Origin of the sequence: Frankia sp. CcI49 (assembly GCF_001983215.1) — a bacterium.
GTDB classification, from domain to species: Bacteria; Actinomycetota; Actinomycetes; order Frankiales; family Frankiaceae; genus Parafrankia; species Parafrankia irregularis.
The window spans coordinates 95,548-115,257 of sequence record NZ_MOWP01000036.1 but is presented as its reverse complement, the minus strand read 5'-3'; the positions used below and the strand labels follow the sequence as shown (position 1 = coordinate 115,257).

Annotated in this window: 15 protein-coding genes; 5 read left to right on the top strand and 10 right to left on the bottom strand. The window is 71.1% G+C overall.

Features of this window, described 5'->3' with window-relative positions; genetic code table 11:
• Positions 1–24: 24 nt before the first annotated feature.
• Positions 25–486, bottom strand: coding sequence for a VOC family protein (locus CcI49_RS31785; protein ID WP_054571219.1), 462 nt, complete (start codon positions 484–486; stop codon positions 25–27).
• Between the two features lie 331 nt (positions 487–817).
• Between CcI49_RS31785 and CcI49_RS31780 the strand changes: the two genes are divergently transcribed.
• On the top strand, positions 818–1,693 hold the full coding sequence (locus CcI49_RS31780; protein ID WP_054571218.1) for a hypothetical protein: 876 nt from the start codon (positions 818–820) through the stop codon (positions 1,691–1,693).
• Positions 1,694–1,941: 248 nt separating this feature from the next.
• Here CcI49_RS31780 and CcI49_RS31775 read toward each other — a convergent pair whose 3' ends face one another.
• Together CcI49_RS31775 and CcI49_RS31770 are read right to left on the bottom strand one after the other, a co-directional pair.
• Positions 1,942–4,638, bottom strand: coding sequence for an MFS transporter (locus CcI49_RS31775; protein ID WP_131831260.1), 2,697 nt, complete (start codon positions 4,636–4,638; stop codon positions 1,942–1,944).
• 43 nt (positions 4,639–4,681) lie between these two features.
• Positions 4,682–6,241 (bottom strand): N,N-dimethylformamidase beta subunit family domain-containing protein, encoded by a 1,560-nt coding sequence (locus CcI49_RS31770; RefSeq protein ID WP_083749842.1) that lies wholly within the window; start codon positions 6,239–6,241, stop codon positions 4,682–4,684.
• A 369-nt stretch (positions 6,242–6,610) separates the two neighbouring features.
• On the opposite strand from CcI49_RS31770, the gene CcI49_RS31765 reads away from it, so the two are divergent.
• The 4 genes from CcI49_RS31765 (at position 6,611) to CcI49_RS31750 (ending at position 9,803) form a co-directional block, all read left to right on the top strand.
• Positions 6,611–7,555, top strand: coding sequence for an SPFH domain-containing protein (locus CcI49_RS31765; protein ID WP_076832816.1), 945 nt, complete (start codon positions 6,611–6,613; stop codon positions 7,553–7,555).
• A 23-nt stretch (positions 7,556–7,578) separates the two neighbouring features.
• Positions 7,579–7,869 (top strand): hypothetical protein, encoded by a 291-nt coding sequence (locus CcI49_RS31760; protein ID WP_076832811.1) that lies wholly within the window; start codon positions 7,579–7,581, stop codon positions 7,867–7,869.
• A gap of 560 nt (positions 7,870–8,429) precedes the next feature.
• A complete protein-coding gene (locus CcI49_RS31755; protein ID WP_076832808.1) occupies positions 8,430–9,254 on the top strand; it encodes a GPP34 family phosphoprotein in 825 nt (274 codons plus the stop codon).
• A 330-nt stretch (positions 9,255–9,584) separates the two neighbouring features.
• Positions 9,585–9,803: a hypothetical protein gene (locus CcI49_RS31750; RefSeq protein ID WP_076832805.1), complete on the top strand. Its 219-nt coding sequence runs from the start codon at positions 9,585–9,587 to the stop codon at positions 9,801–9,803.
• 278 nt (positions 9,804–10,081) lie between these two features.
• Here the strand turns inward: CcI49_RS31750 and CcI49_RS44275 are convergent, their stop codons facing one another.
• The 7 genes from CcI49_RS44275 to CcI49_RS31715 all read right to left on the bottom strand — a co-directional run bounded on the left by CcI49_RS44275 (position 10,082) and on the right by CcI49_RS31715 (position 19,606).
• Positions 10,082–11,191 (bottom strand): alcohol dehydrogenase catalytic domain-containing protein, encoded by a 1,110-nt coding sequence (locus tag CcI49_RS44275; protein WP_076832802.1) that lies wholly within the window; start codon positions 11,189–11,191, stop codon positions 10,082–10,084.
• A 205-nt stretch (positions 11,192–11,396) separates the two neighbouring features.
• Positions 11,397–12,416, bottom strand: a complete 1,020-nt coding sequence (locus CcI49_RS31740) for a nitronate monooxygenase (RefSeq protein ID WP_054571251.1) — start codon at positions 12,414–12,416, stop codon at positions 11,397–11,399.
• Positions 12,417–12,442: 26 nt separating this feature from the next.
• Positions 12,443–14,605, bottom strand: coding sequence for a 3-hydroxyacyl-CoA dehydrogenase NAD-binding domain-containing protein (locus CcI49_RS31735; RefSeq protein ID WP_076832799.1), 2,163 nt, complete (start codon positions 14,603–14,605; stop codon positions 12,443–12,445).
• 11 nt (positions 14,606–14,616) lie between these two features.
• Positions 14,617–15,855, bottom strand: coding sequence for an acetyl-CoA C-acetyltransferase (locus CcI49_RS31730; RefSeq protein ID WP_076832795.1), 1,239 nt, complete (start codon positions 15,853–15,855; stop codon positions 14,617–14,619).
• 31 nt (positions 15,856–15,886) lie between these two features.
• Positions 15,887–17,050, bottom strand: coding sequence for an acyl-CoA dehydrogenase family protein (locus CcI49_RS31725; protein WP_076832792.1), 1,164 nt, complete (start codon positions 17,048–17,050; stop codon positions 15,887–15,889).
• Between the two features lie 49 nt (positions 17,051–17,099).
• Positions 17,100–17,654, bottom strand: coding sequence for a DUF4334 domain-containing protein (locus tag CcI49_RS31720; protein WP_198955698.1), 555 nt, complete (start codon positions 17,652–17,654; stop codon positions 17,100–17,102).
• Complete coding sequence (locus CcI49_RS31715) at positions 17,651–19,606, bottom strand: AMP-binding protein (protein WP_054571210.1); 1,956 nt, start codon at positions 19,604–19,606, stop codon at positions 17,651–17,653. Before CcI49_RS31715 ends, CcI49_RS31720 begins: the two co-directional genes overlap by 4 nt.
• Positions 19,607–19,710: the final 104 nt, after the last annotated feature.

The window sequence follows — 19,710 nt, the reverse complement described above, 5'->3', positions numbered from 1 at the left end:
GGGCGGGCTCCCTCCGAACGCCTGTCAGTCCAGGCAGAACTCGTTGCCTTCGGGATCCGCCATCACGATGAAGCCGTTCTCCATCGGAGGTGCCGGCTCGTGGCGACGCACCCGCGTCGCACCCAGCACAACCAACCGATCACACTCGGCCTCCAGCGCCGCCATCCGCTCCTCGCCCGACAGCCCGGGAGCGGCCCGGACGTCGAGGTGCACACGGTTCTTGGCGACCTTGTCCTCCGGCACCCGCTGGAAGAACAGCCGCGGGCCGTGCCCGGCCGGGTCCTCGATGGCCGACCGGGAGTTGCGCTGCTCCGGAGGTACGCCGATCCGCGCGAGGAACTCGTCCCACGCGGCCAGCGGATCCGCGCCCGCCGGCAGGTCGGCCCCCGGCGGGCCCGGGTGCACGTAGCCCAGCACCTCGCGCCAGAAGATCGACAACGCCCGCGGATCGTGCGCGTCGAACGTGACCTGGACGTGACGGCTCATCAGCTCGCTCCGTTCGCGGTGGTGGCTTCTCGGCGCTGACCCCCCGGATCATAGAGATTCCGATCTCGGCCGCGGATCCGCCCGGATGCGCAGCCGTTTCCGTCGAGCTGGTGCGGAATGGGCCGGGCCCGCGATTTATCGGTACCGGGGCGGGCAGCGAACTGGTGCGGCGAAGACGGTGAGGGCACAGGCTCTCCCGCTGCGGAATGCTTCCAGCGCCGCGATGTCCGGCGTGCTGCCGTGATGTCGGGCGCGCCGCCGTGATGCCTGGCGCGCGGAGCCTGAGACGACCCGGCCGGAGCATCGTCCAGTCAGTCTTTCGGGAGGTTTCATGCTGGTACGTGAGATTGCGCTTGTGCCTTACGACCCGGACGGCGAGAGCGGGGAGAACGTCGAGTTCGACAACCTGAGGCATCACCAGGTGATGGAGGTCACGGCGGCGCTGCAGAAGCAGGTGACGCGCGACTTCGCCCCGATCTGGGGTGTTTCGGCAACCGTAGACGCCTTCGCCAAGCTCTCCGATGTCCCACTGGGCTACTGGCCGGTGCTGCTGGTGGAGGACGTACGCGGGGCCGCCGGCGTTCACCTTGACGAGGACGGCCAGCCGTTCTCACTGGTCGAGGTCGGCAGCAGTTGGTCGCTGACCGCCAGCCACGAGGTGCTGGAGATGCTCGCGGACCCCTTCGGGAACCGCCTCGTCGCGGGCCAGTCGCCGGTGGCCAGCCAGGGCCGGGTCCAGTTCCTGGTCGAGATCGCTGATCCGTCCGAGGACATTCGGTGGTCCTACACCGTGAACGACATCGTGGTGTCGGACTTCTACACGCCGAGATACTTCGACCCGGTCGCGGCCAGCGGCGTCCAGTACAGCTTCACCGGCGCGATCACCGAGCCGCGCCAGGTACGCGAGGGCGGCTATCTGAGCTGGCACAACCCCGAGGACGACCACTGGTACCAGCACACGTTCTTCGGCCCGAAGCTGGAGCTCCGAGATCTCGGGAAGTTCACCCGGGACGGCCGGAGCATCCGCGAGGCGATCGACGCCAACACCCGCCGCGAGTACGCCGAGATCCAGCGCCAGTCGAATCTCGATGCCGGCACACCGAGGCTGCAGGAAGCGGTCACGACCAAACAGTCCAGCGACCAGATCTCGGCGAAGCGCGCGAAGTTCCTCGACGAGTACATCAGCCGGAAGCTGATGGAGCGGTAACGAGCAGGGAAGAAATGGCAACGGACGACGAAGCGAAAGCTGACAAGGGCGACCGCCGTGCGGGCGAGCAACGCGCACGGCGGTTGGCGGGCCAGGTCAACCGGCTCCTGTCGGGCGAGGCGTGTTCCTCGCCCGACGAGGCGGACCCCGGCGCGCGTACCCCTCGGGAGCTCACCGATCAGGCGGCGAGCGACGCCGCTGGGGCGCGCGACGCCGCTGGTGAGTGGCGCGACAAGCCTGACCAGCGGTCAGGGCCGGCCGCCGGCCGAGGGGGGAACAGAGCCGGTGGGGATGGTCGTGGTCGCGGCGACCATGACGACCGACTGGGCAGCCGGGACCAGTAGGCGGGGTGTGCCGGTGCCGTCCGCCGGGACGGTCCAGGTGTCGGCCAGCGCCGGACCCGTGCCGCCCGCCGCCACCGCGTAGCTCACATGGTCGCCGTCGAGCCAGGCCACCTGGTCGTCGACGTCGCGGGTCTCGGCGAGCGGGTGGTCCGCCCCGGTCGAGAGATCGAGAACGTGCAGGCGCCACGTCGCCGGGTCGAACCCGTGGCGGTTCCGGGACTTGTAGGCGACGCGGGTGCCGTCCGGGGACAGCGACGGACATTCCACCCCGTCCCGCAGGATCTCCGCCCGCCGGCCGCGGACATGGCCGCGAATCAGGTAGTAGTGGTCTGCGGTGCCCATCGTCGCGTAGAACGTGTCCGAATCGGCGGCGAAGGTGACGCCCCAGAAGTTCCCGTCGGCGGCGTGGAACCGGTGCCCGTCCCGGTACACGGCGAACTGCTCCAGGTCGGCGACGACGCGGCCGCGGCTCAGGTCGACGAGCACGGTCCTGGTGGAGTAGCTGTCGGTGTTGTAGGCGTCGCCGGCCACGAAGGTGGTGGCCGCGCCAAGCCGTCCGTCCGGGGCGACCCGGGCCCGGCTGGGCAGCCCCTCGGCGGGCAGCCGGGACAGCGCGGCCAGGTTCTCGTCGAAGACCGTGATGCCGCCCTGTGTGTGCACGCGGTCGTAGGTCAGGCAGATGCCGCGGCCCGCCCGTTCGTCCACCCGGTCGCAGACCAGTGCGGCCGGTGCCCGCGGACCGGCGGGCCGGCTCGGGTCGACCGCTTCGAGCCGGCCGAAGTCCGGCCCTTCGGCCGCGTCGAGGACGAGCAGGTGCCGCCCGGACAGCAACGCCGCCGTCAGCGGAACGGTCGGGGTGTCGCGATGCCCGCCGGCCCGCGCGGATCGGCTCACCGCCGTCCGTGCCGCGGCGCCCTCCAGCCGGGCTGCCCGCACCGTCACGCCCACCGCAGCGGTCAGGCAGACCAGCACGACGACGGAGAAGATCACAATCCGGCCACGGACAGGTCGGCGTCGCGATCCGGTCGACGTGGCAGATCCGGTCGATATGGCAGCGGTGACGGCGGTGCCCGCGGTGACGGCAAGGCCCGCGGTGACAACAGTGACAGCGGGGGCCGCAGTGATCTCACGGACGACGGGGGCGGCCGGGCCGACGACGGGGGTGGCCGGGCCGGCGTCGAGGAGCGCGCTACCGGAAAGGAACGGGCGCAGCAGCATCGCCGCGAACAGCGCGCTCACCAGCGTCGCCAGCAGCCCGGCGGTGACGGCGCCGGCCGGCCCGGATCGGGTCCAGACCGCGCCGAAACCGATCGTGGCGACCGCGCGCCCGACGGCCAGCACCAGGCCGACCAGGGCGAGCCCGGTGGTACGGGCCGGGCCGGGGACGAGCCGGCTGGCCAGCGAGGCCAGCACCCCGTCGGTGGCGGCGAAGTACAACCCGAGAAGCACAGGCAGGGCGAGCACCGGCAGCGGGCCGCCGTGCTGGCCAGCCAGCACGGCGAAGCAGCCGGCGAGCACCGCCTGACCGCCGAGCAGAACCCGGCCGGCGCCGACCCGGTCGGCGAGCCGCCCGAACGGCACGGCGAACCCGAGAAAGCACACCGACTCGACGACGAACAGGGAGGGGAACAACCCCGACGACAGGCCCGCCTCGTGCCGCAGGGTCAGGAACAGCATCGAGTCGCCGACGGCGGGCAGGCTCAGCAGCAGGGTCGCCGCCAGCAACCGGCGCAGCGGTCGTTGCGCCCACAGCACCGTCACCGGAGTCCACCATCGGCGCGGCGGCGACGCGGGTGCCGGGACCGAGGCGGCTGCGCGCCCGTCCTGGGCCGGGACGAGCCCCGCCTCCGGGATCGACCCCGGAGGCGGGAACAGGATCGGAACCGGCGGCGGGGGCGGGGGGTTTTCGACGAAGAGGGCGAGCACGGCCAACCCGATGATGGCGATCAGGAAACCCGCCGCGAACACCGTCGGATAAGAGCCGGGTGCGGCCTGCAGCAGCACCAGGGCCAGCAGTGGGCCGGCCAGCGCGCCCCCGGTGTCCATGGCCCGGTGCAGACCGAACGCCTCGGCGAGCCGCCCTGGCGGCGCGGACAGGGAGATGATCGCGTCCCGGGGCCCGGTCCGGATGCCCTTGCCGACCCGGTCGGCGCCCAGCAAGGTCAGTACCGGTAGCCAGCCGGGTGCGGCCAGCAGCCCGAGTCGGGACGCGGCCGACAGCGCGTATCCGCCACCGGCGGTCTCCCGGTAGCGCCGCCACCGGTCGGCGAACAGCGCCCCGACCAGCGCGGTGGCCGCGGCGACGATCTGCAGCAGCCCGTCGGTGGCGCCGAACCGCAGGGCGCTGAATCCGAGCCGCATGGTCAGGTACAGCGGCAGCACGGACGCGACCATCTCGCTCGCGATATCCGTGGTCAGGCTGGTCAGGCCGAGGAAGAGCACGTTGGGCGCGGCGATCAGCAGGGCGGTGGCCGACCGTGTGGACGGGGTGTTCCCGGCGGTGCGCCGACGCCGCCCAGGTGGCGTGAGCCGACGCCGTCCAGATGGCGTGCGCCGGTCGCCCTCGCCGCCGGGTAGCGGTGGCCGGCCTGCCACGTACACGACGGCCCCCGCTACCCGTTCCGCCGAGGTCCGCTCACCGCGCTCAGTTCGTCTCGCCCGGGGCGGTGGCCGCACGGTCGTCGGCGGGTATCGAATCCGTGGCCGGGTGGGTGCGGCCGGCCGGACCGGCGGCGAAGGCGGTCAGCAGGTTCGTGGTGATCTGGGTGATCGGGACCTGGATGGCCGGCCCGTGTGCGCCCGGCCCGCAGACGTCGGCCAGGGCGCACACCCAGGCGCTGGTTCCGCTGTCGAACACAGCCGCCCCGGACGCCGCGGAGTAGTACGAGACGTCGGAGTAGTCCTGCGCGCCGCGGCAGGTGATCGGAGAGTGGGCGATCACCTCGATCGGCCGCGGGGTGGGATAGGCGAGGTTGACGCGGTCGTATTCGGAGCCGATCAGACCGGGCAGCCGGGCCCCGGCCGTCAGGCCCGTCCCGGCCAGCAGCCACGACTGCGGCCGGACGATGACCATGTCGCCGTGGACGGGGTTGCACTGGTACATCCCGCCGGTCAGCGAGCTCTCCGGATCGGCGCGCGGCGGTGACGGCCAGTTGGCGGTGATCTGCGCGTCGTCGCGACCGTAGACGGGATCCTCCTGGGCCACCTTGTACGCGGTCTCCAGCCGGTCGGGGCCGACCGGCGACGGGTCGAGCCGGATCCGCCGGTACACGGCGTTCGCACCCAGGAAGGCCAGGTTCGTACCGCGGTCGCGGGCCGTGGTCAGCGCGGCACGCATGGCCGGCGAGTAGTACTCGTCGTGGCCCAGGGAGATCACCGCGCGGGCGCCGTCGAGCAGGTGTGGATCGTTGTGCAGGTCGACGTCGGTTGCATAGTCCACCGGCAGGTTCAGCCGTTCGGCGAGGGCGACCAGCGGCATCTCGTTGCCGGTGAAGTCGGCCGCGCCGTCGCCGTAGTCATAGGGCCGGTCGAACGACACCACCCGAGCCCGGTCGGCGAAGCCGCGCGGACCGTGGTACAGGCTGTAGCCACCCCAGGCGTTGTACGCCTGCCAGGTGGTGACCGCGTTGAGGATGACGACCCGACCGGCCGCGCCCGGCCCGCGCACGGTCAGCGGCACGTATCGGTGGTTGCCGTCCGCGGCGTCCAGGCGGAACAGGTAGTTCCCGGGCGGCCAGGAACCGGTGCTGAAGGTCGCGGTGGGCTGCCACGCCGCCGCGGAGATCGTGTTCACCCCGGCGGCATGGGTCGGATCGGCCTGCCGGACGCCGGGGATCGGGTCGGTCGTCGTGATCAGCCGACACGTTCGGCCGCCGTACCAGCCGATGCGGAACACCGAGATCGTCAGCGAGGGCGCCGTCGTCGAGGCGAACAGCCGCACCGGTTCACCCGGCGTGATGCTGACGCGGTCGGTCCAGCCTTCTACGGCGTGCTGCGGGCCCAGCTGGATCAGCCCGCAGTCGGCGCCGGGTCGGCTGTTCTCCGCCCGGACATCGAAACCGGCCGGCGTGGCGGTGGCTCCGGGAGTGGTGCTGGGGGTGGTGCCAGAAGACGGGCCCGCGGTCCGGTGGGCCGGTGAGGCACCGCCCAGCGCGCAGCCGGCCACGGTGAACACGGAGGCGATCAGGCCGATGCAAGCCGCCACGCGGGGGGACCAACGCCAGGACACGGCTCATCTTCCCAGCGTCCGACAGCGCCAGCTGACCGAGGCCGCGCGGGCGGCGACTTCCCCGTAGCGCTTGCGTACCCGGTCGATCTTCAGCCGCCTGTCCGCCATCCGTCACCTCCGTCCACCCTCCGCCTGGTGGACGACGTCCAATGCAGCGAGTTAAAGTGATATCACTTTGATATCAGTGTGGTTCATGAGACGGGCCACAAGGCAGATCACAGGGCGAATCACAGGACCACGCCCCGGCCCGCGGCCACCCGGACAGACGAGAAAGCGCGTCCGGTAGGGCCGGCGCGCTACGGGCGCGTCCCCACAACGTTCGACCAGCCACGCCTGGAGGCGAAGATGACCACCGAGACACCACCAAGCGGGACCGATCACGTTGTCGACATGCCCGAACCGAACGTCCGTGAACATCCCGCTCACGACGTCTCCGGGCTGTTTGCCCTGCTACTGAGCCTGGCGGGATCGCTGATCTGCCTAGGAGCCGCCGTTGTCGGCATCGTTGTCGCCGCCAGTGGACACCCCGCACCGGCGGTGGTGCTCATCGTCGTCGGCCTGCTGGGCCTCATCGCCTCGATCGTCGCCCTGTGCGGCCTCACCGCAGTGGCACCGGGTGAGGCGCGTGTCGTCGCACTGTTCGGGCGGTACACCGGAACGATCCGCACCACCGGCCTGCGCTGGGTGAACCCGTTCACCACCCGGCACAAGGTCTCCACCCGGATCCGCAACCACGAGAGCGGTGTCGCGAAGGTCAACGACGCCGACGGCAACCCGATCGAGATCTCCGCCGTGGTCGTCTGGCAGGTGGAGGACACCGCTCAGGCCGTCTTCGAGGTGGACGACTTCGTCGAGTTCGTCGCCATCCAGTCCGAGACCGCCGTCCGGCACATCGCGACCAGCTACCCCTACGACGCCGCACCCGAGATCATGTCGCTACGCGACAACGCCGAGGAGATCACCGCGAAACTCTCGGACGAGATCGCGGCCCGCGTCGCCTCCGCCGGAGTCCAGGTCATCGAGTCACGCATCACCCGCCTGGCCTACGCACCGGAGATCGCCCAGGCGATGCTGCGCCGCCAGCAGGCCGGCGCGGTCGTGGCGGCCCGGTCACGCATCGTCGAGGGCGCGGTGGGCATGGTCGAGGCCGCGCTGACCCGCCTCGACCAGGAGAACATCATCGACCTGGATGACGAACGCAAGGCGACCATGGTCAGCAACCTGCTCGTCGTGCTGTGCAGCGAACAGTCGACCCAGCCGGTCATCAACGCCGGATCGCTGTACACCTGAGCGACGAAAGCCAGTGAGAGCCCGTGGCTGAACGAAAGAAGATCCTGCTGCGGCTCGACCCCGCCGTGYATGACGCGCTGGCACGCTGGGCGTCGGACGAGCTGCGCAGCACCAACGCCCAGATCGAACACCTGCTCCGCACGGCGCTCGCCGACCGAGGCCGGCTACCGCGGGACGTCAGCGCCCTCCCCCGCCGCGGTCGCCCTCCACGCGCGCCCGCCACCCATCCCGAAGCCGGCGACCGGGCGGCAGAAAGCAACCAGGATGCGGAGCACGACCGAGCGGCGGAGCAGGAACCGCCGGATCACACCTAGCCGGCGCACGCCCGTCCACACGAGCCCGTCCGCTTTCACACTCCTCCGCTGCACACCTGCGGGCGCCCGTCCGGCTGAGAACGATGACGGTGATGTCTGAAAGCAGGGCCTCACCACTGCCGGGCGGATCAGCCGACACGGCGACCGCCGGGCCAGACCACCTACCCAGACTCCACCGACCCGCTCACCTCCGATCGCCACCAGTTCCACATCCCACCCGGATCCCACCCGGCGGACATCGACGGTGTGAGACGGGGCACCGGCCGGCTCACCATTCGGGCTTCCCTCCCCTCACCAGGCATTTCAGCACGTCGACAGCCGCTTCGGCGACAACGGTGGCTTTCTTTGCCACGCACCGTGCCTATCCGCATCGGCGACCAAATGCGTCCCTGTGACCTCTTGACAACAAGGGTCTGCGAAACTTCCACATCGCCTGGAGACGGTACAGGGCCCTCCAGTGCTGCGAACGCGACACTCGGCGACGCCGGAATATCCAGCGAAAGGTGCCAAATCACCGACCGCGAGCCCCCCGCCGGACACGACTAAGGAGGAAGAGATCCGTGGAACCGCCGTCGTCCCTGCCTGCCCAGCTGTTCCTACTCGCCTACGACCTGGAGCACGACCGTATGCACAGGTCGCCCTACCTGGGCCTCTCCCTGCGTGCGGCCGCCCTCACCGACCTGCTGCACCAAGGGGTGATCGCCGACGACAACGGCCGGGTCCTGCTCGTCACCCCCTCCGGCGGCACCTCCGCCGCACACGACACAGCCCGGCACAGCCCGGCTCGGCGCAGCGCAGCCCGACGCGGACGGGGCCTGCGCGGACGGAGCCCGCGGCCTGCCTCGGCCCGCCCAGGAAGGCCACCGAGCAGCGTGGGCGCCTCGTTCACCGACCCGCTGCGGGCGAGGCTGATCACGGAGATCGCGGCGTCCGGCCGCGAACGGTCCTGGCGATACTGGGTGGGTCGGCGGCCTCGCGGCACCGACCGGATCGTGCGGCAGCACCTCTCGGACGGCGGCTGGATCAGGCTGGAGCACCGCCGAATCCTTGGAATCATTCCGACGACGGGTGTGACGGTGCGCGACCGGGTGATGGTGCTCCGCCTCCAACAGGCGGTAGACGAAGCCCTCCGCGGCACCCCGGGCCGTAGCCGTAGCCGCAGCCCCGGCCGCGCCGCCGGTGCCGGTGCCGGTCACACTGCCGATCCGGCCCCGGCGAGCCTGGCCGCACTGCTCGCCGCCGGCCAGATCGGCGCGCTGCGCGGCCGGCGGGTACGCCGCGAGCTGCGGCACCGCCTGGCCGCTGTGGAGATGGTCGCGGGCCCGGCCGTTCCGGCTCTGCGTGCCGCGGTGCGAGCACAGCAGTCCGCGGCCGCCGCCGGCTGAGCCCCGTCACTGAGCTCTGAGCCCCTTCACTGAGCCCGGAGCCCGCCGCCGAGTTCCGCGCCCCCGCCGGTCGGCCCCGCCGACGGGATCCCGCCGTCGAAACCCCGCTCGGGATCAGGTCGGCGAGATCAGACCGGTGGCGAGCAGGAAGAGCAGCACGGAGCCGAGCGCGAGCCGATAGATGATGAAAGACGCAGCAGCTGTGTCGCACGACGAACTTGAGCAGCCACGAGATGGAATCTCATCAGTCAGCTCGACCTGGTCGACTAGGATGGTTTTCCGCACCCGGAATGTGCTAGTTCTGGCTCACTCTGTTACCTTGGAGGGTCGATGGACGGCTGGACTACGGCCTGGCTGCTCTGGGGTGTCATGTTCCTCGCGATCGAGCTGCCGGCCGTGTTCAACAAGACTGACGGCGACACCCTGTCCGAACATATCCGTGCATGGTTCGCCCTGCGGGGGAAGCCGAAGGGTTGGCAGGTCCGCCGGCTGGCGCTGGCTGGGTTCTTTGCCTGGTTCATCGTCCACCTTTTCACCACCTGGGGGTGATATACGCGGAGGCCAGCCCAGATCTTTCGTGTTCCGGCCGAGTATGATCGCGGGTTAAACTCCAGCCCTTGTCGATGCGGAGTTTTGTTGATCGGTCTGGGTGCGACCGTGGCTGGGCGCCCCGATGTCGCACGGGTGGGCATCCGGTCCACGTCCGGAACGGTGTTCTCCTGGTCGGCGGGGTGGAAGGCCGGTGGTCCCGGCTATTCGAGGGCTTCACGCCTGGCCCAAGATGGCGCATCCGTGCAGGGCCGGCCTTCCACTTTTCAGGGCGCCGTTCAGAAGGTGATCACAGCTCGGCCAGGTTTGACGCCGAGCTCGGCCATCGCCTGGCCGATGTCCTCCAGCGGGTAGCGGCGGGTGACGAGGCGGTCGAGGGGTAGCCGGCCAGCTCGGTAGAGGTCGAGGATCCGCGGGATGTCGACCTGCGGGCGGATGCTTCCGTTCGTGCTTCCGGTGAGCACCCGCTGGTCGATCAGGTGATACAGCGGGACGGACACCGTCGCCCGGGGGTCCGCGACGCCGACGACCACCGCCCGCCCGCCCCGGCGAAGCGCGTTGAACGCGGTCGCGGCGGTGCCCCCGGTGCCCACGGCGTCGATCGCGACGTCGACGCCACCACTGCCGACGCCACCGCCGGCGCGGGTCAGCGCGCGGACCCGGGAGACCAGGTTGGTGTCCTCGTCCACCACGATGCTGTCCGTGGCGCCGAGGGCCTCGGCGAGCTGGCAGGCCGCCGCGCTGCGGTCGGCCACGATCACCCGGCCGGCGCCGGCGGTGACCGCGCCGAGCACGGTGGCCAGGCCGACGCCGCCGGCGCCGATGACCAGCACCGTCTCGCCGGCCTCGACGCCGGCCCGGACCACCGCCGCGCCGAAGCCGGTGGAGACGCCGCAGGCGGTGAGGCAGGCGATGTCGAACGGCACGTCGTCGGGAACCTTCACCGCGGCCCGCCGGTCGACGACCGCGTACTCGGCGAACGACGACTGCAGCGCGAAGTGGTTGATCCGCTCGGCACCCTTGGTGAGCCGTTGCTGGCCGTACGACAGCCGACCGTCGATCATGTGCGGGGCGGCGACCTCGCACAGGCCGAGCGCGCCGAGCTGGCACTGCCGGCACACCCCGCACCCGGGCGTGATCGTCAGGACGACGTGGTCACCGACGCTGAGGTCGGCGACGCCCGCGCCGACGGCGTCGACCACCCCGGCGCCCTCGTGGCCGAGCACGACCGGCCGCGGGACGGGCATCTTCCCCTCGACGACCGTGAGGTCGGTGTGGCAGACCCCGGTGGCCCGGACCTGGACCCGGACCTCGCCCGGCCCGGGCTCGGGGACGTCGAGATCCTCGATCGCCAGCCGGCCCGCTTCGCGAAGCACCGCCGCTCGCATCGGCAGGTTCCCTTCTGCGCTGGGTGAGCGCCCGTCTCTGTGCTGGATGAGCGCCCGTCCGCGCTGGATGGGCGCCCGCCGATCCGTCCGTCCCGGCTGCGCTCCACGGTGCCGCGCGGATGGCGGAGTCCCGAGGGTGCGGGGCTCCGCGGGTGGCGGATCCCCGCGGAGCCCCGCGGTTCGCGGGCAGCCGGTGACGGGCCGGTCAGGCGCGGAACTTCGCCAGGTTCGCGTGGAGGGCCTCATACGCCTCACGGACGATGCGGGTGACGATCTCCCCCGCCGGCGGCACGTCGTGGATGAGGCCCTGGACGAGGCCGGCGGTCCAGATGCCGGCCTCCAGGTCCCCGTCGTCGAACACCCGGCGGCCACGGGAGCCCGCGACGAGCCCCTGGACATCCGGGAACGTCCCGCCGTCGGCGAGGATCCGCACGACCTCGACGCTGACCGAGTTGCGGGCGACCCGCGCGGTGTTGCGCAGCGAGCGGAAGATCAGCTCGGTGTCGAGCTCGGTCGCCTCGACGATGCGGCGCTTGACCGCCTCGGCGATCGGCGACTCCTCGCTGCACATGAACCTGGTGCCCATGTTGATGCCGTCGGCGCCGAGGGCCAGCGCGGCGGCGAGCCCCCGCCCGTCGGCGAATCCGCCGGAGGCGAGGAACGGGATGGTCAGCGCGTCGGCGGCGGCCGGCACCAGGATGAGGCCGGGGATGTCGTCCTCGCCCGGGTGACCGGCGCATTCGAAGCCGTCGATCGACACCGCGGCGACACCGACCCGCTCGGCCTTCACCGCGTGCCGCACGCTGGTGCACTTGTGGATCACCCGGACGCCGTGCTCGTGGAAGAAGTCCATGTGCGGCTCGGGGCTGGACCCCGCCGTCTCGACGATCGTGACGCCGGAGTCGACGATCGCGCGCCGGTACTCGTCGTAGGGCGGCGGGTTGATCGACGGCAGGATCGTCAGGTTGACGCCGAACGGCTTGTCGGTGAGCCTGCGGGTCCGCGCGATCTCGGCGGCGAGATCGGCCGGCGTCGGCTGGGTGAGCGCGGTGACGATGCCGAGGCCACCGGCCTCGGAGACCGCCGCGGCGAGCTCGGCCCGGCCGACCCACATCATCCCGCCCTGCACCACGGGATGCTCGATGCAGAGCATCTCCGTGATGCGGGTGCGCAGCCGGGGCGTCGGGGCCACCGACTCCGGCGTTCCGGGCACCGGCAGCGGCATCGCCTTCACCGGTGCGGGCACCGCGGTCACCGGTACTCGTCCCCGCGCTCGGCCCGCTCGACCAGCGACGCCGGCGGCAGGAAACGGTCGCCGTAGGCGGCGGCGAGCTCACGGGCCCGGGCGACGAAGCCGGCGAGCCCGCCGTCGTACTGGTTGACGTACTGCAGCACTCCGCCGGTCCAGGCGGGGAACCCGATGCCGTAGAGGGAGCCGATGTTGGCGTCGGGGACGCTGGTGAGCACGCCGTTGTCGAGGCAGTCGATCGTGTCGAGCGCCTCGGCGAACAGCATCCGCTCCTGCAGGTCCTTCAACGGCAGGACGGTCCGGCCGGAGCCGAACTGCTGGCGCACGCCGGCCCAGATGCCCAGGCGCCGGCCGGAGTCGTCGTAGTCGTACCAGCCGGAGCCCTGGCGGCGCCCGGCCCGCCCCTGCTCGACCATCCAGTCGATGACCGGCTCGGAGGGGTGCAGGTCCCAGGCGCGGCCCGCGGCCTCCTGGGCCTCGCGGGTCTCGATGCGGATCTTCTGGGTGAGGGTGAGGGTCAGCTCGTCCTGCAGCTGCAGCGCGCCGACCGGGTAGCCGGCCTGGGTGGCCGCCTGCTCGACGCTCGCCGGGTCGACGCCCTCGCCGACGGCGGCGATGGCCTCGGCGATGAACTTCCCGATCACCCGGGAGGTGAAGAAGCCGCGGGAGTCGTTGACGACGATGGGCGTCTTGCGGATCTGCCGCACGTAGTCGAAGACCCGGGCGAGCGTCTCGTCGCTGGTCTGCTCACCGCGGACGATCTCGACGAGCGGCATCTTGTCGACGGGGCTGAAGAAGTGGATGCCGATGAACGCGTTCTCGCGCTTGACCCCGCCGGCGATGAGGGTGATCGGCAGGGTGGAGGTGTTCGAGCCGAGGACCGCGTCGGGCTCCACGATCTCCTGGATCTCGCGGAACACCTCCTGCTTGAGCGGCATCGACTCGAAGACCGCCTCGATGACGAGGTCGACGCCGGCGAAGTCGGCCGGGCTGTCGGTGGTCGTGATCCTTGCCAGCAGCGCGTCCGACTTCTCCTGGCTGGTCCGCCCGCGGGCGAGTGCCTTGGCCTCCAGGCCGCGGGCGTAGTCCTTGCCCTTCTCGGCCGCGTCCACGGTGACGTCCTTGAGGACGACCTCGATGCCGGCCTTGGCGCTCACGTACGCGATGCCGGCGCCCATCATGCCGGCGCCGACGACGCCGACCTTGCGGGTCGTGTACTTCGGGTGACCCGCGGGCCGGCTGCCCCCGGAGTTGATGTGCTGCAGGTCGAAGAAGAACGCCTTGATCATGTTCTTGGCGATCTGACCGGTGGTGAGGTGGACCAGGTAGCGCGTCTCGATGAGGGAGGAGGTGTCGAAGTCGACGTAGGCGCCCTCGACCGCCGCCGCCAGCGCCGCCCGCGGCGCCGGGGCCGGCGCTCCCCGCGACTGCTTGCGCAGCAGGGAGGCCAGCGTCTGCAGCGTCGTCGCGACCTGCGGGCTGCGGACGTCGCCGCCGGGCAGGGTGAAGCCCTTGACGTCCCACGGCTTGACCGGCGCCGGGTTCGCCGCGATCCAGGCACGGGCGCGGGGCTCCAGCTCCGACGGGTCGGCGACGACCTCGTCGACGAGCCCGACCTCGGCGGCCGCGATCGGGCCGAACTTCGTGGCCGGCAGGATCACGTTCTGCAGCGCCTTGAGCAGGCCCATCATCCGCACGGTGCGGGAGATCCCGCCGCCGCCGGGGAGCAGCCCGAGGGAGACCTCGGGCAGGCCGATCAGGGTGGCGGGGACGTCCGCGGCGATCCGGTGGTGGGCGCAGAGCGCGACCTCGAGCCCGCCGCCGAGCGCGGCGCCGCCGATGAGCGCGACGACCGGCCTGCCGAGCTTCTCCAGCCGGCGCATGTCGGCCTTCATGCTGTTGATGTAGTCGGTCTCCTCGGCGGCCTGCTCGGCGGAGCCCGCGCGCAGCCGGTTGAGGTCACCGCCCGCGAAGAAGCTCTTCTTCGCCGAGGTGAGGAGCACGCCGACGACGTCCTCGCGGGTGGACTCGAGGCGGTCGACCGCCTCACGCAGCCCGAGCATGAAGTTGTCGTTCATGGTGTTCACCGGCGCGTCGGGATCGTCCATCGTCAGGGTCACGATGCCGTCCGCGCCATGGCTGTACCTGATGCCTGAGCTGACCATCTGTGTCTCTCCTAGACCCGCTGATCCGTGCTGGGACGCGCTGGGACGCGCTCGATGACGGTGGCGATGCCCATGCCCGCGCCGACGCACAGCGTCGCCAGGCCCCGGCGACCGCCGGTGCGTTCGAGCTCGTCGAGCACGGTGCCGAGGATCATGGCGCCGGTCGCGCCGAGGGGATGGCCGAGCGCGATGGCGCCGCCGTTGACGTTGACCTTCTCGGCCGGGATCTTGAGGTCCCGCTGCCACTTCAGGACGACGGCGGCGAACGCCTCGTTGAGCTCGAACAGGTCGATGTCGTCGACGGTGAGGCCGGCCTTCGCGAGCACCTTCTCGGTCGCCGGGGTCGGCCCGGTGAGCATGATCGTCGGCTCGGAGCCGACGACGGCCGTCGCGACGATGCGGGCGCGCGGGGTCAGGCCCAGGCGCTCACCGACCGCCGCGTCGCCGATGACGACCAGCGACGCGCCGTCGACGATGCCGGAGCTGTTGCCCGCGTGGTGCACATGCTCGATCCGCTCGAGCTGGTGGTACTTCTGCAGCGCGACCGCGTCGAAACCGGCCTGGTCGCCGAGGACGGCGAAGGACGGCTTGAGCTTCCCGAGGCTCTCGACCGTCGTGCCGGCCCGGCGGTGCTCGTCGGTGTCGAGCAGGAGCACGCCGTTGAGGTCGGTGACGGGGACGATCGACCGGGCGAAACGCCCCTCACGCCAGGCGGTGTCGGCGCGTTCCTGGGAGCGGACGGCGAACGCGTCGACGTCCTCGCGGGTGAAGCCCTCCAGGGTCGCGATCAGGTCGGCGCTGACACCCTGCGGGACGAAGTACGAGTCGTACGCCGTGGTGGGGTCCTGCACGTAGGCACCGCCGTCGGAGCCCAGCGGCACCCGCGACATCGACTCGACGCCGCCGGCGAGCACCAGGCTCTCGAAGCCGGAGCCGACCTTCTGCGCCGCCAGGTTGACCGCCTCCAGGCCGGACGCGCAGAAGCGGTTGACCTGCACACCGGCGACGACGTCGGGCAGCCCCGCGACGAGCGCCGCGGTGCGGGCGATGTCGCCGCCCTGCTCGCCGACCGGGGAGACGACGCCGAGGACGATGTCGTCGATCTGGGTGGGGTCCAGGCCGGGGTTGCGCTCAAGCAGCGCCTGGATCAGGCCCACCACGAGGTCGACCGGCTTGGTGCCGTGCAGCGCCCCGCCGCGGTTCTTTCCGCGGGGGGTGCGCACGGCATCGTAGATGAACGCCTCGGACACGAGGTTTCCTTTCTCAGCAGGTCTTTTCGCGTCACAGACCGAGGTCGCGGCCGACGATCTCCTTCATGATCTCCGTCGTGCCGCCGTAGATGGTGGTGATGCGCGAGTCGAGGTAGTCCTGCGCGATGCGGTACTCGAGCATGTAGCCGTAGCCGCCGTGCAGCTGCAGGCAGCGCCCGACGATGTCGACGAGCTGCTCGGTGGTCCAGAACTTCGCGGCGGCGGCCTCCACCGCGGTCACCTCGCCGGCCGTGTGCCGGGTGATCATGTCGTCGATGTAGATGYGGCTGACCCGGGCCGCGGTCACCATCTCCGCGAGCTGGAACCGGGTGTTCTGGAAGGTGCCGATGGGCTGGCCGAACGCCTTGCGGTCGGTGACGTAGGACAGCGTGCGCTCGAGCACGCCCTCGGTCGCCGCGATGGCGCCGGCCGCGATCGAGAGGCGTTCCTGCGGCAGGTTCCTCATCAGCCCGAGGAAACCGCTGCCCTGGGCGCCGAGCAGGTTCTCCACCGGCACCCGCACGTCGCTGAAGAACAGCTCGCTGGTGTCCTGCGCGTGCAGGCCGATCTTCTCCAGGTTGCGGCCCCGCCCGAAGCCGGGGCTGTCCGCCTCGATGACCATCAGGCTCAGGCCCTTGTGCGGGTCCTCGCTGGTACGCACCGCCGTGACGACCAGGTCCGCGTTCTGCCCGTTCGAGATGAACGTCTTGCTGCCGTTGACGATGTAGTGGTCGCCGTCGCGCACCGCGCTGGTGCGGATGCCGGCGAGGTCGCTGCCGGTGCCCGGCTCGGTCATGGCGACGGCGACGATCAGGTCGCCCTTCGCGATGCCGGGCAGCCAGCGGGCCTTCTGCTCGTCGTTGGTCAGGTCGATGAAGTACGGGATGACGATGTCGTTGGACAGGCCGACACCGGCCATGCCGTCGGAGACCGGGTTGCGGCCGAGCTCCTCGGCGACGATCGCGTTGAAGCGGAAGTCCTTTGTCCCGCCGCCGCCGTACTCCTCCGGGATGTTGAACCCGAGGACGCCCGCGTTCCCGGCCTCCTGGAACAGCCAGCGGTCGACCTTGCCCTCCGCCTGCCAGCGCTCGGCGTTCGGCCTGGCGTACTTGTCGACAAAAGCACGGACAGTGGAGCGGAACTCCTCGTGCTCGTCCTCGTACAGGGGGCGACGGGTCGCGTAGACGCCACTCATCGAATTCTCCGTTCAGCGATGTCGTCTCGTGGTCCGGGCCGCGGACGACTCAGTCCCGTTCCAACCCGAAATAGAAATGCCGGCCGTTGTCCAGCACCAGGCCTGGCCTGCCGTTCATGATGCCCATCAGGGTACGGTCGTCGACCTTCTTGAAATGGTCGAGAACGGCCATTCCGTCGTAGACCATCGTCGCTGTCACCTCGCCGCGGAACTCCACGTTCCACAGGCTTGCCAGGCCCTTGCCGGACTCGACGTCGGAGAACAGCTCGCCGTCCGGGCCGACGCACAGCAGCGGCACCGCGTCGTCCAGGGCGACGAACCGCTTGCCGTACCAGCGGCTGCGGACCAGCAGCCGGCCCATCCGATGCCCGGTGGGGAAGGCGAAGCCGCGCCACTGGCCCAGGATGTCGCCCGCGTCGACAGGGGCGAGCGCGGCCCACAGGTCGTCCAGCTCGGTGGGCTCGATCGGCCCGGCGGACTCCCGCAGCGCCGTCCAGCGCCGGACCAGATCAGTCTGCGCGGCAAGGTCGGTCTGCGCAGCGAGGTCGGTCTGCTCCGGCTGGTCGGTCTGCTCCGCCGGGTCGGTCTGGGAAGGATCGGTCATGCCATGCGCCCTCTCTGGTAGAGGTCGGCGATGACGTCCTCGTATCGGCTGATCACGACCTTGCGCTTCAGCTTCAGCGTGGGTGTGAGCTGCTCGCCGCCGATGGTCCACTCCTCGGTGAGCAGCTCGTAGGCCTTGATCTGCTCGGGCCGTGACAGCCGCGCGTTCGTCGCCGCGACGACCGCGGCGACCGCGTCCAGGATCGCCGGGTCGACCGCGAGCTCGGCCACCGTCGTGCCCTCGACGCCGAGCCGCCGCGCGATGATCGGCGCCGTCTCGCCGTCGAGGGTCAGGATCGCCACGAGGTACGGGCGGCCTTCACCGATCACCAGCGCCTGCCCGATCAGCGGGCTCTCCTTGAGCGCGTTCTCGATGTTCGACGGGGCGATGTTCTTGCCCGACGAGGTGATGATGATGTCCTTCTTGCGGTCGACCACCCGCAGGAAGCCGTCCTCGTCGAGCTCGCCCACGTCCCCGGTGTGCACCCAGCCGTCGGGGTCGATCAGCTCGGCGGTCGCCGTGGGCTCCCGGTGGTAGCCGGGTGTCGTGATCGGCCCGCGTACCAGGATCTCGCCGTCGTCGGCGATGCGTACCTCGATGCCGTCCTGGGCGGTGCCGACAGTGCCGAGCCGGAACGCGTCCGGGCCGCCGGCCGTCGCCGAGGCGGTCGTCTCGGTCATGCCGTACACGTCGTAGACGCTCAGGCCCAGGCCGGCCAGGAACCGGGCGATCTCCACCGGCATCGGCGCGGCGGCGCTGGACGCCCACTCGATCCGGTCGAGGCCGAGGGCGGCACGCAGCGGCCGCAGGATCGGCCCGTCGACCGCCTCGAACCGCGCCCGCAGCTCCGGCGGCGTCGTCCGGCCCGTCTGCGTGGACTCGACATAGGCCTGCCCGATGGCGAGGGCCTGCGCGACGGCCTCGCGCTTCGCCGCGTTCGGCTCGGCCGCGAGCTTCGCCCCGATCCCCGCGCGGATCTTCTCCCAGACCCGCGGAACCCCGAAGAAACGGGTGGGACGGATCTCGGCGAGCGCGGGGGCGAGCGCCGCCGGATCGTCGATGAGGTGGACGTGGCCGCCCTGTAGCTGCGGGATGTACAGGCCGAGGATCCGCTCGGCGATGTGTGCGAAAGGCAGGTAGGACACCGAGATGCCCGGCCCGTCCAGGTGCGCCTTGCGGGCCGAGACGGCCGCCTCGAACCAGATGTTGCGATGGGTGAGGACGACGCCCTTGGGCCGGCCCGTCGTACCCGACGTGTAGAGGATCGTGATCGGGTCGTCCGGCTTGATGGCCTCGCCTCGGATCGCCAGCTCCGCGTCGCGGTGTGCCAGCGCCCTCGCGCCGTCGGCCGCCGCCTGGTCCCAGGTGACGACCCGCACGTCGGCGGCCACCGCCACCGCCACGGACCCGGCGGCAGCGGCAGCGGCAGCGGCGTCGGCGTCGGCGTCGGCGCTCGCGGTCAGCGCGTCGAAGGCGGTGCCGAACGCGATGACCTGGCTCACCGTGGACTTCTCCGCGAGCACCGCGGACCAGCGAGCGGCGTGGTCGGCGGTCTCGAGCACGACGATCCGCGGCTCGACATGCCCGGCGACGTAGCCGACCTGTTCGGGCGAGAGCGTGTTGTAGACCGACACGGGGATGCCGCCGGCGAGCACGGTGGCGATGTCCGCCACGACGTGCTCGATCCGGTTGGAGGCCATGATGGCCACCGCCTCGCCGGGTGCGAGGCCCGCGTCCAGGAAGCCGGCGGCCAGCTCACGGGCACGGTCGACCAGCTCGGCCCAGGTGACGGTCCGCCAGCCGCGGCCGTCATCCGCCCCGTCGGCGAGGCGCCGGTCGGAGTAGGCGGGCTCGGTGCCGCGCTCGCGCACCGTGCGTTCGAGGACCCCGACGAGGGTCAGGCCTTCGATCTCGGCGTCGATCGCTGCGCGCTGTAACGCGATGTCGGTCATCTCTTCGCTCCTCCTGGGATCCATCGGCCGCCGGTAAGGCCACCAATCACGGACTCGTTCCGGCCCCTTGCCCTTACCCAGCACCGATGATCTGAGATGAAGAC

Excerpts from the sequence above, each read along its gene's own strand:
- CcI49_RS31785 (WP_054571219.1), bottom strand. The coding sequence starts at position 486 with ATGAGCCGTCACGTCCAGGTCACGTTCGACGCGCACGATCCGCGGGCG.
- CcI49_RS31780 (WP_054571218.1), top strand. The coding sequence starts at position 818 with ATGCTGGTACGTGAGATTGCGCTTGTGCCTTACGACCCGGACGGCGAG.
- CcI49_RS31765 (WP_076832816.1), top strand. The coding sequence starts at position 6,611 with ATGACCACCGAGACACCACCAAGCGGGACCGATCACGTTGTCGACATG.
- CcI49_RS31750 (WP_076832805.1), top strand. The coding sequence starts at position 9,585 with ATGGACGGCTGGACTACGGCCTGGCTGCTCTGGGGTGTCATGTTCCTC.
- CcI49_RS44275 (WP_076832802.1), bottom strand. The coding sequence starts at position 11,191 with ATGCGAGCGGCGGTGCTTCGCGAAGCGGGCCGGCTGGCGATCGAGGAT.
- CcI49_RS31740 (WP_054571251.1), bottom strand. The coding sequence starts at position 12,416 with ATGCCGCTGCCGGTGCCCGGAACGCCGGAGTCGGTGGCCCCGACGCCC.
- CcI49_RS31735 (WP_076832799.1), bottom strand. The coding sequence starts at position 14,605 with ATGGTCAGCTCAGGCATCAGGTACAGCCATGGCGCGGACGGCATCGTG.
- CcI49_RS31720 (WP_198955698.1), bottom strand. The coding sequence starts at position 17,654 with ATGACCGATCCTTCCCAGACCGACCCGGCGGAGCAGACCGACCAGCCG.
- CcI49_RS31715 (WP_054571210.1), bottom strand. The coding sequence starts at position 19,606 with ATGACCGACATCGCGTTACAGCGCGCAGCGATCGACGCCGAGATCGAA.